The organism is Roseimarinus sediminis (assembly GCF_050433125.1).
GTDB classification, from domain to species: domain Bacteria; phylum Bacteroidota; class Bacteroidia; order Bacteroidales; family Prolixibacteraceae; genus Roseimarinus; species Roseimarinus sediminis.
Window position 1 is genome coordinate 185,835 of sequence record NZ_JBNPXV010000003.1, and the last position, 13,430, is coordinate 199,264.

Genomic DNA, 13,430 nt, shown 5'->3' on the forward strand with positions numbered 1-13,430 from the left:
AAAAAAAAAGATTGTGCACCATTCCGGCTTTTTACACAAGCAAATAAGGGGATTGCAACGTGCTTGCAATCCCCTTATTATCATTTTTTTTGATCTATTATTACCTGATCCGGTCGACCGATCGTACAAGGGCTTCATCTTTTCCAATTGCCCTGATGGCAAGGTACTCGAGTATGGCAGCCACCACCGGAAATACCATGGCCATTTCGAAGCCAAAGGTTCCATCTCCGATTTCTTTTAGTGAGGAATGCACAAAAAACCAGCCCACTGCCACCATACCAAACATCAGCAAAATGTTGTAGGTGGCTATTCTCATCTGGCGCACCCGCTTTTTATAGCTGAAAATGATGATTATTTGCAAGAGCTCGATAATTCCAAGCAGCGCCATCAAGGGCCAGCCATTAACAATCGTTTCTCCGCTTTGGCTGGCAAATACCCCTTTGATATTAAACACGTAAAGGTTGGTATCGGAAGCAATCTGCCCCAAAGGCAACCATGCCATAAATCCCAGCAGTATCAGTGCCAGCGCCAGGTATACTGTTTGAATGCGTTGAATCATTGGATTAAATTTTATGCAAAAATAATTGAATCATGAAAGCTTCCAAGGTTTCAATATGCATTTGGGCTTAGTTATTCCCTAAAATTAACGGCAAACCGTCTTCTCCGCCGCCAACTACTACCACTTTTGCGTTGGGCGATGCGGCCAGTTCAAGGGTTGCATCAATCCCTTTTTGCTTCAATATGTTGGTAGTCAGGCTTCGGCTGATGATCTCGTTGTAATCGGAAATACCCTGTGCTTCGATGCGCTTACGTTCGGCTTCGCTTCTTTCGCGGTCGAGCCGGAACTGATATGCCAATGCTTCCTGTTCCTGCTTCAGTTTGTTCTCGATGGCACCTTTAATTTGCTCAGGCAGGTTGATCGAACGAATCAACAATGCACGCATCTGGATATTGTTTTCCTCCAAAACCTTGCCGGTTTCATCAATGATCGATTTTTCAACTTCATTGCGTTTGGTCGAATAAATTTCTTCGGCAGTATAACGACCGGTTACCCGCCTTACCGACGAACGCACCTCGGGAATAACCAGGTTATTGACATAGGCCCCCCTAAACTGCTCGTGCAGGTAACCGACGCGATCGGGGATGGGCAGAAAACGTACCGTGATGTCCATGATGACCGACAAACCGCTTTTATCCAGCACATCCATTCGTTCCTCACGCTGTTGTTCGGCTACTTCGTACTTAATGACCCGGTTCCATGGAGCAATGATATGAAAACCCGGTTCAAAAACACGATCTTTATCAAGACCAACACTAAAGGGTTTAAACGTTACTGCCCGTTCAGTTTCACGAAGAATGATGAAGGTACGATTACCAAATACCAGTAATAAAATCAGGGCTGCTACCCCGATTACAATTGCAATTGTTTTTTTGTTATCCATAATTTAAATATTTATTCCTTTTAAAATTATTTCATTTTCAGGCCACTATTAAGTTATATTTTTCTCATTAACTCCTTGTCACATAAAGTAGAAGTCTGATTATTTTCTATGGTTCATCCATGCGTATCAATGAACTAAACCCGTTTTGAATATGATCGTAATAAAGCACTCCATTGATATGATCGATTTCGTGTTGAAAAATTACAGCAGTGAAGCCTGAAATTTCTTCATTTTGTTTGTTGCCCTGCTCGTCGGTATATTCGAGTACAATGCTTTGTGCCCGTTCCACCATTCCCCGGTAGTGAGGAATACTAAGGCAGCCTTCCCTGCCTGATATAATACTGTCGCCATAAGCAAGAATTTCCGGGTTGATGTAAAACCCGAAAGGTTCACCTGCTTTGTCAAGTCGCTGAACAGCTATCAGGCGAACACTTACACCCACTTGCGGTGCCGCAATGCCAACACCACGATTGAGCGAATCATTCACGGTTGCGAGCATTCTTGACTTAAGTAAGCTAAAGGTCTCACTGTCGAGGTGTCGTTTTTTTAAACGCCTTGCATCCTGCCTCAGCAAAAGTGAATCGCCGGTATTATCGATGATAAACAGCCTCAGCATTTCATCGGCTGCACCTGCATTGATCAGCTGATATTCATTGGCTTTAAATCCTTGCCTGTTGCATCCTGCAGCGATAAAAAGAATGAATAGTAAAAACAGTAGGGAATTGCTTGCTCTTTTCATGTTTTTAATTTTACCAAAATTAGTTCAAATAATCCCGCTAAACAAAAAGCCTCAACGCTTTCGGTGCTAAACATTCAAATTAATTGAGTACCATGTTAACAATCGGGCGTATGAATGGTTTTTGTACCTTTGATGTCCATTAAGATTAAATTAAAAATAAAAAATATGATTCAAGCTTCAGAATTAATAATCAATCCCGACGGATCAATTTTTCACCTTCACCTGAAACCCGGACAAATTGCCGACACAATTTTACTGGTTGGAGATCAGGGACGTGTTGACATGATTGCCTCCTTTTTCGACGAAATTGAACACGAAGTACAAAACAGGGAGTTCAAAACAGTTACCGGCTGGTACAACGAAAGACATCTTTCGGTACTTTCTACAGGAATAGGAACCGACAATATCGACATCGTGGTGAATGAGCTCGATGCGCTGGTAAACATCGACTTTAATACCCGCCAGCCCAAAGACATGCTCACATCACTGAATCTGCTTCGAATTGGCACATCGGGTAGCTTGCAGGCAGCAATTCCGCTCAACTCCTATGTCGTTTCGGAGCTGTCGATCGGATTTGACGGCTTACTGAATTTTTACGATGGCCGCGACATTGTGTCCGACAATGAATTTGAGCAACTCTTTATGCAACACATGCAATGGAACAAAAAGCTTGCTCACCCTTATGTAGTCAGTTGTTCCGAAACGCTTTTAAATGAAATTGACGGGGAAGAAATCATACGCGGTATCAACATTTCATCGCCTGGTTTTTATGGTCCGCAGGGAAGAGTACTGCGTTTGCCACTGATCGATGCACAACTGAATGAAAAAATAGCCAGCTTCGATTTTATTGGAAAGAAAATTACCAATTACGAGATGGAAAGTTCTGCGATTTATGGCTTGTCGAAACTTTTGGGGCATGAAGCCCTCACCGTTTGTCTGATCATTGCCAACAGGCCGTTGGGTAAAGCCAATCAGCAATACCATCCCGAAATGAAGCAACTTGTAAAATACCTGCTCGACCGCTTGGCCGAGGCATAAAAAAAAGGGGCTTCGGCCCCTTTTTTTTATGCAAAATTTTGCCTTATACTATTTCGAATAACTCATTTTTCATCTTCCTCACCTTGGCTGCAAACTGTGTTTCATCATCTGCTGAACGATAGCCCACTGCTGCAACTACTGCTGCTGACAAGCCTTTTTCGTTTAGGCCAAGAATTTCGTTGTAGGCCGCTGCATCAAAGCCTTCCATCGGACAGGCATCAATTTTAAGCTCGGCACTTGCAGTCAGCAAATTAGCCAGTGCAATGTAGGTTTGCTTCGACGTCCATACCTGAAGATCGTCTTCAGAACGACTGGTCAGACTGTTTTTAAGAAAATCGGCATAGGGTTGCAGACTTTCACTGCCAATGCCTTTTACGCCTGCATTCAATGCAATGAATTCATCGATTACCTGATCATTGATCTGCTTGTAGTTACAGAACACAAACAAGTGTGAGCTATCGGTAATCTGAGGCTGATTCCACGAAGCTGCTTTCAGTTGCTCTCTCACAGCTTCATCTTCAACAACAAGCACTTTATAAGCCTGTAAACCATACGACGAAGCCGATAAACGCACGGCTTCCATAATCTGTTCCAGTTCGTTTTGACTTACTTTCCTTGAAGTATCGAATTTTTTGGTGGCATAACGCCATTGTAAATTTTTTATTAGTTCCATCTAAATTATTTTTTCAGGGTGATCAATTATTAATGGTACAAAAATAGCGGGTCTAAAGATTTCCCGCCATGGAAGAATCCAAATAAAAGATGTCATTATCCGTTATTTTATCCTTTGTAAAAAAAAAGACCATCCGGAGCGGACAGTCTTTTCTGTATCGTTGATAAAAATTTACTTGGCGTAACTCACAGCACGGGTTTCCCTGATTACGGTTATTTTCACCTGACCGGGGTAAGTCATCTCGTCCTGAATTTTCTTGGCAATATCGTAGGAAAGTTGTTCGGCTTCGACATCCGAAATCTTTTCACTTCCCACAATGACCCTTAGTTCACGACCTGCCTGGATGGCGTACGTTTTGGTTACTCCGGGATATGACAGCGCCAGATTTTCAAGCTCATTGAGGCGCTTAATGTACGATTCAACCGCTTCGCGACGGGCACCGGGACGGGCGCCTGAGATGGCATCACAAACCTGCACGATTGGTGCCAGCAGGGTTTGCATCTCTACTTCTTCGTGGTGCGAACCAATGGCGTTGCAAATGTCGGGCTTCTCCTTGTATTTTTCGGCCAGTTTCATACCAAGCACTGCGTGTGGCAATTCCGGCTCGTCGTCGGGTACTTTTCCTATATCGTGGAGCAAACCGGCGCGCTTGGCTTTCTTTGCGTTCAGTCCAAGCTCCGAAGCCATAATGGCACAAAGGTTGGCAGTTTCGCGTGAGTGCTGCAGCAGGTTTTGACCATACGATGAACGGTATTTCATTTTTCCAACCAAACGAACCAGTTCGGGGTGCATTCCATGAATACCCAGGTCGATACAGGTACGCTTACCGGTTTCAATAATTTCTTCTTCAATTTGCTTGCTTACCTTGTTCACCACTTCTTCAATGCGGGCAGGGTGAATGCGTCCGTCGGTTACCAGCTGATGCAATGCCAGGCGGGCAATTTCACGACGTACGGGGTCGAAAGCCGAAAGCACGATGGCTTCGGGCGTATCATCAACAATGATTTCGACACCGGTAGCTGCTTCCAGAGCGCGGATATTTCTACCTTCACGACCAATGATACGGCCTTTGATTTCGTCGTTTTCGATGTTGAAAATTGTTACTGCATTTTCGATGGCTGTTTCGGAAGCTACCCGCTGTATCGATTTTACAATGACTTTTTTGGCTTCGCGGTTGGCATTCAGTTTGGCTTCGTCCATGATTTCCTGAATGTAGGACATGGCTTCCGACTGGGCTTCATTTTTCAGCGATTCAACCAGTTGGGCTTTGGCTTCTTCGGCCGACAAACCCGAAATGGTTTCGAGCTGCTCAACCTGCTGACGATGCATTTTTTCCAGTTCTTCGCTTTTCTGTTCCACCACTTCCAACTGATGCTTCAGGTTTTCGCGAATGATGTCGATTTCTCTTTTCTCGGTTTCAAAATCCTTTGTCTTGCGATTCAGTTCATCTTTACGCTGTAAATAGGCTGTTTCCTTTTGTTTCAAACGGGTTTCAACAACAGCCAGTTTGTTGTTTTTTTCGTTGATGTACTTTTCGTGTTCCGACTTTAACTGAAGAAATTTCTCTTTAGCCTGGAGAATTTTGTCCTTTTTTAATACTTCGGCTTCGGCTTCGGCCTCTCTCCGCATTTTCTGCTTCTTTCCTTTCAAGGCCCTGTCCCATACCAGATACGATATTGGGAAACCTGCAATGAAGGCAGCAATTATTAATATATATGTCCATTCCATTGTTTAATAATTAAGTTGATAAAAAAAATCCGCAAACTAACCCAGCTGTATGCTATACAAACAGCAAAAAGTCAAGATGCGGCGATTTATAATATTTTTTAGAACGTCAAATTTTTGTCAGGTAGCGGGTCAGTTCCTGATTAATGTCTTCAATCTGCTGTATGGCCGGGTCAATTGCTTTTTGCTCCGTCAAGTCGAGCAGTTCTATTACAAACTGCAGGGTGGCCATTGCCATGAAATCCTGGTATTCTTTTCCCGCATAACGCTGCTGATATTGCAGAATCCGCTCGTTGATAATTTTAGCGGCCTTACGTATCTTTTCTTCCTCACTACGTTTTATCCTTATCGGATATCGCCTTTCGGCGATCATGATGTTTATTGTAAACATTTCATCCATAGCATCCCGTTTATTGGTTTAAAAGGGCGATGCATTTGTCGACCTCACGAATGATTTTGTTGATTTTAAGTTTTGCCGCCTGATGATCAGGATCGCCTTCGGCCAAAACTTTTGCCACCTTCAAATTTTCATATCGCTTATTCAGTGCCTCGTATTCTGTTTCGTACGATGCCAACCGGAGTTCAAGGCCTTTTTTTTCATCCCTTAGCTGCTCCAGTTCATCTTTACATTGTTCAAGGCCATCGATTAAACGCCTGATGTTCTGTTTTAGTTCATTAATCAGGTGCTGATCTTTCTCTGTCATTACAGGATGATTTCTGCACAAAAATAACATTTTTAACAAATTGTGAAAACAAGTGAGCCCTTTTGATACTTGTAATTGCTAAAGGAAATCGTAATTTGGCATTTTATTTTTTGAAGAACACCACATGAAAATTTTATCCGTTTTATTAATTGTGCTTACATGCAAGATGATAGCAAGTGGACAGGAACCCGAATTTGCATCACCGGTAAATATTCCAATAGTTTTGAACGGAAATTTTGGAGAACTCCGTTCGAATCATTTTCATGCCGGGATTGATATTAAAACCAATGGAAGAACCGGATTACCCATCTTTAGCATTGACGACGGTTATGTATCAAGAATTGTGGTGGCGCCAACAGGTTACGGGCGTGCCATTTACCTTAATCACCCCTCGGGTTACACTTCGGTATATGCTCACCTTGAGGCATTTGCCCCGGCCATTGAGGAATGGGTAAGGGCTCAGCAATATGAGAAGGAACAATTCAAAGTGAATCTATTTCCACCTTCAACACTTTTTGAAATAAAGAAAGGACAAGAAATTGCACTTTCGGGCAACAGTGGCAGCTCGGCCGGCCCTCATCTTCATTTCGAACTACGCAAAACGGCCAGTGAAAATCCGGTCAATCCACTGTTTTTCAATTTTCAGATAGAGGACAAGGTGAAACCGGTGGCAGAGCATCTCTTTGTTTACCCTGTTGGCGATTCAAGTCATGTTGAAGGAAAAACAACAGGTCGAATGCAAATACCACTGGTATTTTACGGCGGATCGTATCACCTCAAAGGCATGCAGTCGATAGGGCTTTACGGCAAAACAGGCTTCGGTGTTGATGCCATCGATTATATCGACAACAACTGGATCAAATGTGGAATTTATCAGCTTGAATACTGGGTCGACAACCAGCTGATCAATGCTTTTGAGCTCGATGAGCTCAGTTACAGCACCATGCGTTATCTCAACAGTCATATTGACTATGCAGCCTGGGTAGAACAACGCAGGCGCATTCACAAAACCTACATCGATCCGGGGAACCAGCTCGACATTTACCGCCAGACTTACAATGGCGGATTGTTTAATTTCGACGATGGGGAACGACACAAAGTGCAAATCATACTTTACGACGTAAGCATGAATGCTTCCACCATTGAGTTTTATGTCGAATCGACCAGGCCCCTTAAACACCCTGCTCCAACCGGAACCCGTTTCAGCTATTATACATCGAACCACTTCGAAACAGACAATATTCGTCTCGATTTGCCAGTCAACGCACTCTATACCGACATCGACTTTCAATATCAAAAAGGACTGGTTCCCGAAGGGGCATTGTCGGCACTGCACCGGGTTCACAATAGCACCACAGCGCTGCATTTACCAGCCGAACTAAGCATAAAAGCAGAAAACATCCCCGGGCATCTTGAATCAAAAGTGCTAATTGCTTCTTTCGACATTCCTACAAAAAAATACAGTAGTTGGGGGGGGCAATTTGAAGAGGGCTGGGTTAAGACCTCCACCCGTAATTTTGGTGATGTATGTGTTGTTGCCGACACCATTGCCCCTCAGGTAAGATCGCTTAGCATAAAAAACAATACTTTGCTTGAGGCGGACCGGATTCGTTTTAAGATTGATGACGAACTTTCAGGAATCAGAAGCTACCAGGGAACCATCGATGGCCAATGGGTATTATTTGAATACGATGCGAAACGCGACTTGTTGTTTTATCAGTTCGACGAGAAAATAAAGAAGGGTAAAAACCACAAATTGAGGCTCGTAGTTGCAGATGAAAAAGAAAACACCAACACATTTTCCGCATCATTCTACTATTGATTGGATCTTAAAACATTCTTTTAAAAAACAATCAAAAAGCAGAATGGCCACCATGAAGCTAGCCAGCGTTAAAGAACTTCATTCCCGCTTTGAGTTTATTGGCGAGTAGGGCCAGTTCATCTGCATTCGCTGCTAATTCTTCCGATGAAGCTGCATTTTGTTGTGCCACCTGATTCAGGTTTTGAAGGGCATTGTTAATCTGATCGGTACCATTGCTTTGCTCAAGGCTGGCTGAACTGATCTGACCAATAAGCATCGATGTTTGTTCTATTTCATCAAGGAGGGTTTTAACAAATTCATTGGCTTGCTGATTTTTACTGATGGTGAGTTCCGACAGGCCATGAATGATTTCAGCTTCCACCCTGCTGTCTTCGGCCAGCATCTTAACCTGATTGGCCACCACTGCAAAGCCTCTGCCTTCTGCTCCCGCACGGGCAGCTTCTACCGAGGCATTCAACGACAGGATATTGGTTTGGTAGGCAATTTCGTTAACCACCCCAATTTTTTCGATAATGTCACTGACCGATTTCAAACTTTCTGACGATACTTTTTCCAGCTGGATCATGCGCTCAACCACGGTTTTCATGATACCGGCTGTTTCTCCGGCATTTTCACTGTTTTGATGGGTGGTTGAAGCAATCTCCTCAACGGTGGCCGATATCTCCTGGGTTGATGATGCCTGTTCGCTTGCACTTGACGAAATCGACAAGGCCGCATCGTTTTGCTGAGCCGATGACAAGACAATCTCCCTTGATATTTCATTGATATGACTGGTTGCCTTCTTTAATTCGTGCTGCATATTGAGCATGGCCAAAGCAATTGCTCCGAACTCATTCTGACGATTGATTAAACGGCTATCGAACTCGAAGTTGAGATTTCCCTGTGCCATATTCCCAACGATGTCTCTTTTAAGCAGTTGAAATGGCAGGCTTAATTCACGGTGCATCACATAAAAATTGACGATGGTTATACCGCCCAGGGCAGGGAGCACCCACAAAAGCTGATCGATACCCTTTGATGCGATGATGTAAGTAAAGATGGCAGTAAGCCCGGCCATATTGTTTGCAATCACCCCTGCAATAATGACAATTGATTTTTTATAAAACAGAAGACTTCCAACAAAAACTGTAAACATCACAGCAATTACAATCAATGAAAAATGCAATACTGAAATCATAGCGAAACAGGTTTAATTAGTCAGGTTTGGTTTCGACAGTATTCCCATGCAACAAATGGCAGAAAACCAGCTGTACAAAAGATTTTCAAGATAAGAAAAAAGAGCTTACAGTTATAAAAAAAATTAAGAAGTAACGAAGTATAACTAAAAACAAATGAAAAGCTGTACTGCCTATTGCCTTCAAAACTGAATTCACTGGAACTTAAGGTAAAATATAGAAAATAAAAAAACCCTGTCTTTCAAAAAAAACAGGGCTGTTATCATTAACAAAAGAATTGTTAGCGACGAATTTTTTCCTTGATACGGGCTTTTTTACCTGTAAGTTTGCGGAAATAATAAATACGGGCACGACGTACTTTACCTACTTTGTTAATTTCAATCTCCTCGATAAAAGGAGATGACAGCGGGAAAATACGTTCAACACCAACGTTACCCGACATTTTACGTACTGTAAAAGTAGCGCTTACACCGCTTCCCTTGGTTTGAATCACTACACCACGGAAATTCTGAATACGTTCTTTGTTTCCTTCTTTAATTTTGTAGTGAACAGTAATGGTATCACCCGAATTAAAAGCAGGATGTTGTTTTGCTTCTTCGTTTGCAAAAGCGTTTTCTGCAATTTTAATAGCATCCATCATCAACAGTTTTATTTGTTTCTATGCGCAATATTACCTGATAGCTATGTTAGTAAGAGATTGCGACTACCTTCTTCTTAAAGGCGCGGCAAAAGTAGAAATTTTTTTCCACACCATAAAATATTGCCTTTAAAAAAACTTCTAAAACCGAAGGCAGTGTCCTTCTTTCTTATTTTAGTGTGCTGCTTCTCCGGTAACTTTCAATTTTTCACCATTTTGCTTCACAACACTGCGGTACCACTCCTGCGGATACCCCGGCTGATCGGGGCTGGCTGGCATTCCGGTTTCTGTTCGTACAAAACGACCATTTTCCTCCTTCATTACATTTCCGTCTTTGTACTTAACGAGCAGGTATTGTGCCAGTTCTTTCCAGCGTTTTACTGTATTATCTCCGGCGTTAACTGAATAGTCGGTCAGAAAATCAATGGCCAGCTCACGGTTTCCACTTTCCCATAATGCCAGGGCTGCCGCGTCAACTGCCGGTATTTTTTTGATAAAGTCACCTTCGAGTTCCTGTTGCAGCTCAACAACATCCTTAATCATGTCGTCGTAGCGCAGGTAGGCAAAATTAGTTACCATATTAAAGGTCCAGAAAGCAGAAGTTTCACTGTAGGTAAGTAAATCGCCGTTGCCTACTGCAAACGATTCAGGCACCTCGGTAATCCCACAATACATCGGAACGTAACAGGTGCTGTATGTATCATCGACACCAAACCAAAGGATGCCGCCAATGGGATCGGGTAAAGAACCACGACTTTGCGTAACAAACGAAAAACCTGTTTGCTGGGTTGAAATTGCTCTTTCATTAACGTACTCCACTGAATCGACAGTGAACGTCATCGGGCGCCAGCGATAAGGCAGCAAATGCGGACCTGCACCCAGGTCGGTGGTCATATCCATGGGCGTTCCTTCATAATGATCGCGCATCATTCCCATCACATCGGCCACGCTCACTTTTCCATCGGGTTTAATCCAAAGGGGCATACGGTTGGTGGCAAAGCCATGTTCTCCGTATTCAACTTTTCCCATGGCATAGTCGGTGTATTGATCCATTCCGCCAGTTACCTTCCGGAACCCTGCCCAAACACGGGCATCGCAAAAACGTGCTGCACCAAAATCAACAGGAGCATATACATCTGAGAAACTAAAATCCTTATTCAGTCCGTCGAACCAGCCCTTGCGGTGAGCAAATGAAATAACGTCCTTTGAATAGATGCAATTTTGCGGGTCGTTAAGCGGAAAAGTAGTAATACGTGCCTGGTTGGCATGTCCGCTGATGTAGCCATCGGGGATACGGCGTGCAACCCACACGGCACCTTTTTCACCTTCACCTTTTCCAATCATTTCTAAAATCCAAACTTCTTCGGGATCGGAAAGTGAGAACGATTCACCCGAGCTGTAATATCCATATTTTTCAACGAGTCCGGTCATCACTTCAATGGCTTCGCGGGCCGTTTTTGCTCTTTGCAAGGTAATGTATATCAAACTACCATAGTCCATTATTGCCCCGGCCTGGCTTGAAAGCTCCTTGCGACCACCAAAGGTGGTTTCGGCTATTGCCAGCTGGTGTTCATTCATATTTCCCACAACACTGTAGGTATGAGGCACCTGTTCAATTTGTCCGAGGTATTTACCGGTATCCCACTCATAAACATCGAGCATCGATCCGATCGGATGATCAGCTGCCGGTGTAAAGTACAACTCGCCATATAAAACATGGGAATCAGCCGCATAGGTAATCATGGTTGAACCATCGGAAGAGGCGCCCCTGGTTACTAAAAAATTGGTACATGCCAGGCTGTAAACCACCGTGGCGAACAGTAAAACTGTTGTCAGAACTTGTTTTCTCATATTGAATTTTCTTGTCGTGTAAACGGATTAAACTTGCTTCTGTGCAACAAAAATAATAAAACTAATGAATTCACTTTCAAAAGTGAAAGCAGCTATTCATTATCCGCTTTCAACTGTTGAAACACCTTGTGAATTAAATTGAAAGTGTTTTCAATATCGTGATCGAGCCCAACCGAGAACCTGACAAGACCTGCTGATAAGCCCATCTCTTTCTGAACTTCTGGAGGAATTTCCGATGAGGTGCTTTTCCCTGAACAACTGAAGAGCGTTTTAAAATATCCAAGACTTACTGCGAGATAACCCACCCCTGCATTTTGCATTTCCTGCATAAACAGATCAGCTCTTTCAGTTGTTTCCAAATCAATGGTCAACATGCCACCAAAACCAAAATCCTTATTCATCAGCTTTTTATGCAATGTATGTTGCGGATGGCTTTCCAAACCGGGATAACGCGTTGCAAGGCCCATGCTTTCAAGGCGGCTTGCCAAAAAAGCTGCGTTTCGGCTATGTTGTTGCATTCGAATATGCAAGGTGTGTATATTCTTTAAAATCGACGATGAACGTAACGGATCGAGAACCGGTCCCAGCAACATCGCTGTTCCATCATTCACATTCGACAAATCCTCAATGAATTGATTATTGCCACAAATTGCACCGGCCACGCAATCGTTTTTCCCATTAATAAATTTGGTCATACTATAAACAACCACATCGGCACCTAAAATAGCCGGAGAGAATATCATCGGGGTAAAAGTATTGTCGACAACCAGCTTAATATCATGCTCATGAGCCAGCGCCGACAACTCAGGTACATCGGCTACCTGAAGCAAAGGATTTGTAAGCATTTCAGTATAGATAACCCTGGTATTCGATTTGATTTCTGCCTTAACACTTTCAAGATTGCTTATATCCACAAAACTTACTTCAATATTAAAACGAGGCAACCAGTTTTTCAGAAAAGCATAGGTTCCGCCATAGCTTGTTATACTGGTTATTATGTGGTCGCCGCTTTTACAAAGTTGCAATAAGGTGCAGGTAATGGCAGCCATTCCCGACGAGGTAATCCATGCGGTTTCTGTATTTTCCATGGCCGCCAGCGCTTCGGCCAGGTATTTATTGGTCGGATTCCAGTGACGTGAATACAAAAAGCACCCCTCGGTATGCCCGTGAAAAGTTTCTTCCATATCGTGAGCATGCATGAAGGTGTAGGTCGACGAGTCGGTAATGGAAGGATTTACGCCTCCAAACTCGCCAAATTGTTTTAGAAACTGCACATTTGATGCCGGATCATGTTTCATAGTTTTATCAGTTTTAAAGTTCATGAACAAGTTAATCCTACATTGCCGGCATAAAAATGATATTTGTTGGCATGTCATTTCATGAACTAAAACAAAGTTTAACACATCCGGGGGAAGCAACAAGCTTCATTGGATGCAAAAAATGCACCCCTCAATAATCAAAATCACCCCATATACGATACAAATACCGCAGAAATAATGCATCAAGCATACTATTTTTGCATCTTTCTGTGCTAACAGCAACTTTGAAACTGATCAAACAAAAGGATGCCGTCAGCTTTGAAAACAAAAGCCGAAACAATCGGTGCTTCATTCATTTTTAACAA

The 13,430-nt window shown here is 43.0% G+C and carries 13 protein-coding genes; 2 read left to right on the plus strand and 11 right to left on the minus strand.

Annotation, left to right across the window (positions count from 1 at the left end; genetic code table 11):
• Positions 1 to 100 precede the first annotated feature (100 nt).
• The 3 genes from FHS86_RS05415 to def form a co-directional block, all read right to left on the minus strand.
• A complete protein-coding gene (locus FHS86_RS05415; RefSeq protein ID WP_429411929.1) occupies positions 101 to 559 on the minus strand; it encodes a DUF4293 domain-containing protein in 459 nt (152 codons plus the stop codon).
• A 67-nt stretch (positions 560 to 626) separates the two neighbouring features.
• Positions 627 to 1,442: a prohibitin family protein gene (locus FHS86_RS05420; RefSeq protein ID WP_429411930.1), complete on the minus strand. Its 816-nt coding sequence runs from the start codon at positions 1,440 to 1,442 to the stop codon at positions 627 to 629.
• Between the two features lie 106 nt (positions 1,443 to 1,548).
• The gene (gene def / locus FHS86_RS05425) at positions 1,549 to 2,181 is read right to left on the minus strand and encodes a peptide deformylase (protein ID WP_429411932.1); all 633 of its coding nucleotides are present in this window, start codon (positions 2,179 to 2,181) and stop codon (positions 1,549 to 1,551) included.
• Between the two features lie 165 nt (positions 2,182 to 2,346).
• On the opposite strand from def, the gene FHS86_RS05430 reads away from it, so the two are divergent.
• Positions 2,347 to 3,219: a nucleoside phosphorylase gene (locus FHS86_RS05430; RefSeq protein ID WP_429411934.1), complete on the plus strand. Its 873-nt coding sequence runs from the start codon at positions 2,347 to 2,349 to the stop codon at positions 3,217 to 3,219.
• Positions 3,220 to 3,262: 43 nt separating this feature from the next.
• Here FHS86_RS05430 and FHS86_RS05435 read toward each other — a convergent pair whose 3' ends face one another.
• The 4 genes from FHS86_RS05435 to FHS86_RS05450 all read right to left on the minus strand — a co-directional run bounded on the left by FHS86_RS05435 (position 3,263) and on the right by FHS86_RS05450 (position 6,321).
• Positions 3,263 to 3,892, minus strand: coding sequence for an NAD(P)H-dependent oxidoreductase (locus tag FHS86_RS05435; protein ID WP_429411936.1), 630 nt, complete (start codon positions 3,890 to 3,892; stop codon positions 3,263 to 3,265).
• Between the two features lie 171 nt (positions 3,893 to 4,063).
• Positions 4,064 to 5,620, minus strand: a complete 1,557-nt coding sequence (gene rny, locus FHS86_RS05440; RefSeq protein WP_429411938.1) for a ribonuclease Y — start codon at positions 5,618 to 5,620, stop codon at positions 4,064 to 4,066.
• A gap of 106 nt (positions 5,621 to 5,726) precedes the next feature.
• Positions 5,727 to 6,017, minus strand: a complete 291-nt coding sequence (locus tag FHS86_RS05445; RefSeq protein WP_429411940.1) for a cell division protein ZapA — start codon at positions 6,015 to 6,017, stop codon at positions 5,727 to 5,729.
• Between the two features lie 10 nt (positions 6,018 to 6,027).
• A complete protein-coding gene (locus FHS86_RS05450; RefSeq protein WP_429411942.1) occupies positions 6,028 to 6,321 on the minus strand; it encodes a hypothetical protein in 294 nt (97 codons plus the stop codon).
• Positions 6,322 to 6,445: 124 nt separating this feature from the next.
• Between FHS86_RS05450 and FHS86_RS05455 the strand changes: the two genes are divergently transcribed.
• A complete protein-coding gene (locus FHS86_RS05455) occupies positions 6,446 to 8,143 on the plus strand; it encodes a M23 family metallopeptidase (RefSeq protein WP_429411944.1) in 1,698 nt (565 codons plus the stop codon).
• A gap of 58 nt (positions 8,144 to 8,201) precedes the next feature.
• On the opposite strand, the gene FHS86_RS05460 is transcribed toward FHS86_RS05455, so the two are convergent.
• From FHS86_RS05460 to FHS86_RS05475, 4 genes are all read right to left on the minus strand, one after another.
• Entirely contained in the window at positions 8,202 to 9,320 is a 1,119-nt protein-coding gene (locus tag FHS86_RS05460) for a methyl-accepting chemotaxis protein (RefSeq protein ID WP_429411945.1), read from the minus strand.
• 278 nt (positions 9,321 to 9,598) lie between these two features.
• Positions 9,599 to 9,955, minus strand: a complete 357-nt coding sequence (gene rplS, locus FHS86_RS05465) for a 50S ribosomal protein L19 (RefSeq protein ID WP_429411947.1) — start codon at positions 9,953 to 9,955, stop codon at positions 9,599 to 9,601.
• Positions 9,956 to 10,129: 174 nt separating this feature from the next.
• The gene (locus FHS86_RS05470) at positions 10,130 to 11,806 is read right to left on the minus strand and encodes a dipeptidase (protein WP_429411949.1); all 1,677 of its coding nucleotides are present in this window, start codon (positions 11,804 to 11,806) and stop codon (positions 10,130 to 10,132) included.
• Positions 11,807 to 11,898: 92 nt separating this feature from the next.
• On the minus strand, positions 11,899 to 13,104 hold the full coding sequence (locus FHS86_RS05475; protein WP_429411951.1) for an aminotransferase class V-fold PLP-dependent enzyme: 1,206 nt from the start codon (positions 13,102 to 13,104) through the stop codon (positions 11,899 to 11,901).
• Between the last annotated feature and the right edge of the window lie 326 nt (positions 13,105 to 13,430).

Bases quoted from the DNA above. Each gene is read 5' to 3' on its own strand.
- FHS86_RS05415 (WP_429411929.1), bottom strand. From the start codon at position 559: ATGATTCAACGCATTCAAACAGTATACCTGGCGCTGGCACTGATACTG.
- FHS86_RS05420 (WP_429411930.1), bottom strand. From the start codon at position 1,442: ATGGATAACAAAAAAACAATTGCAATTGTAATCGGGGTAGCAGCCCTG.
- def (WP_429411932.1), bottom strand. From the start codon at position 2,181: ATGAAAAGAGCAAGCAATTCCCTACTGTTTTTACTATTCATTCTTTTT.
- FHS86_RS05430 (WP_429411934.1), top strand. From the start codon at position 2,347: ATGATTCAAGCTTCAGAATTAATAATCAATCCCGACGGATCAATTTTT.
- FHS86_RS05435 (WP_429411936.1), bottom strand. From the start codon at position 3,892: ATGGAACTAATAAAAAATTTACAATGGCGTTATGCCACCAAAAAATTC.
- rny (WP_429411938.1), bottom strand. From the start codon at position 5,620: ATGGAATGGACATATATATTAATAATTGCTGCCTTCATTGCAGGTTTC.
- FHS86_RS05445 (WP_429411940.1), bottom strand. From the start codon at position 6,017: ATGGATGAAATGTTTACAATAAACATCATGATCGCCGAAAGGCGATAT.
- FHS86_RS05450 (WP_429411942.1), bottom strand. From the start codon at position 6,321: ATGACAGAGAAAGATCAGCACCTGATTAATGAACTAAAACAGAACATC.
- FHS86_RS05455 (WP_429411944.1), top strand. From the start codon at position 6,446: ATGAAAATTTTATCCGTTTTATTAATTGTGCTTACATGCAAGATGATA.
- FHS86_RS05460 (WP_429411945.1), bottom strand. From the start codon at position 9,320: ATGATTTCAGTATTGCATTTTTCATTGATTGTAATTGCTGTGATGTTT.
- rplS (WP_429411947.1), bottom strand. From the start codon at position 9,955: ATGGATGCTATTAAAATTGCAGAAAACGCTTTTGCAAACGAAGAAGCA.
- FHS86_RS05470 (WP_429411949.1), bottom strand. From the start codon at position 11,806: ATGAGAAAACAAGTTCTGACAACAGTTTTACTGTTCGCCACGGTGGTT.
- FHS86_RS05475 (WP_429411951.1), bottom strand. From the start codon at position 13,104: ATGAAACATGATCCGGCATCAAATGTGCAGTTTCTAAAACAATTTGGC.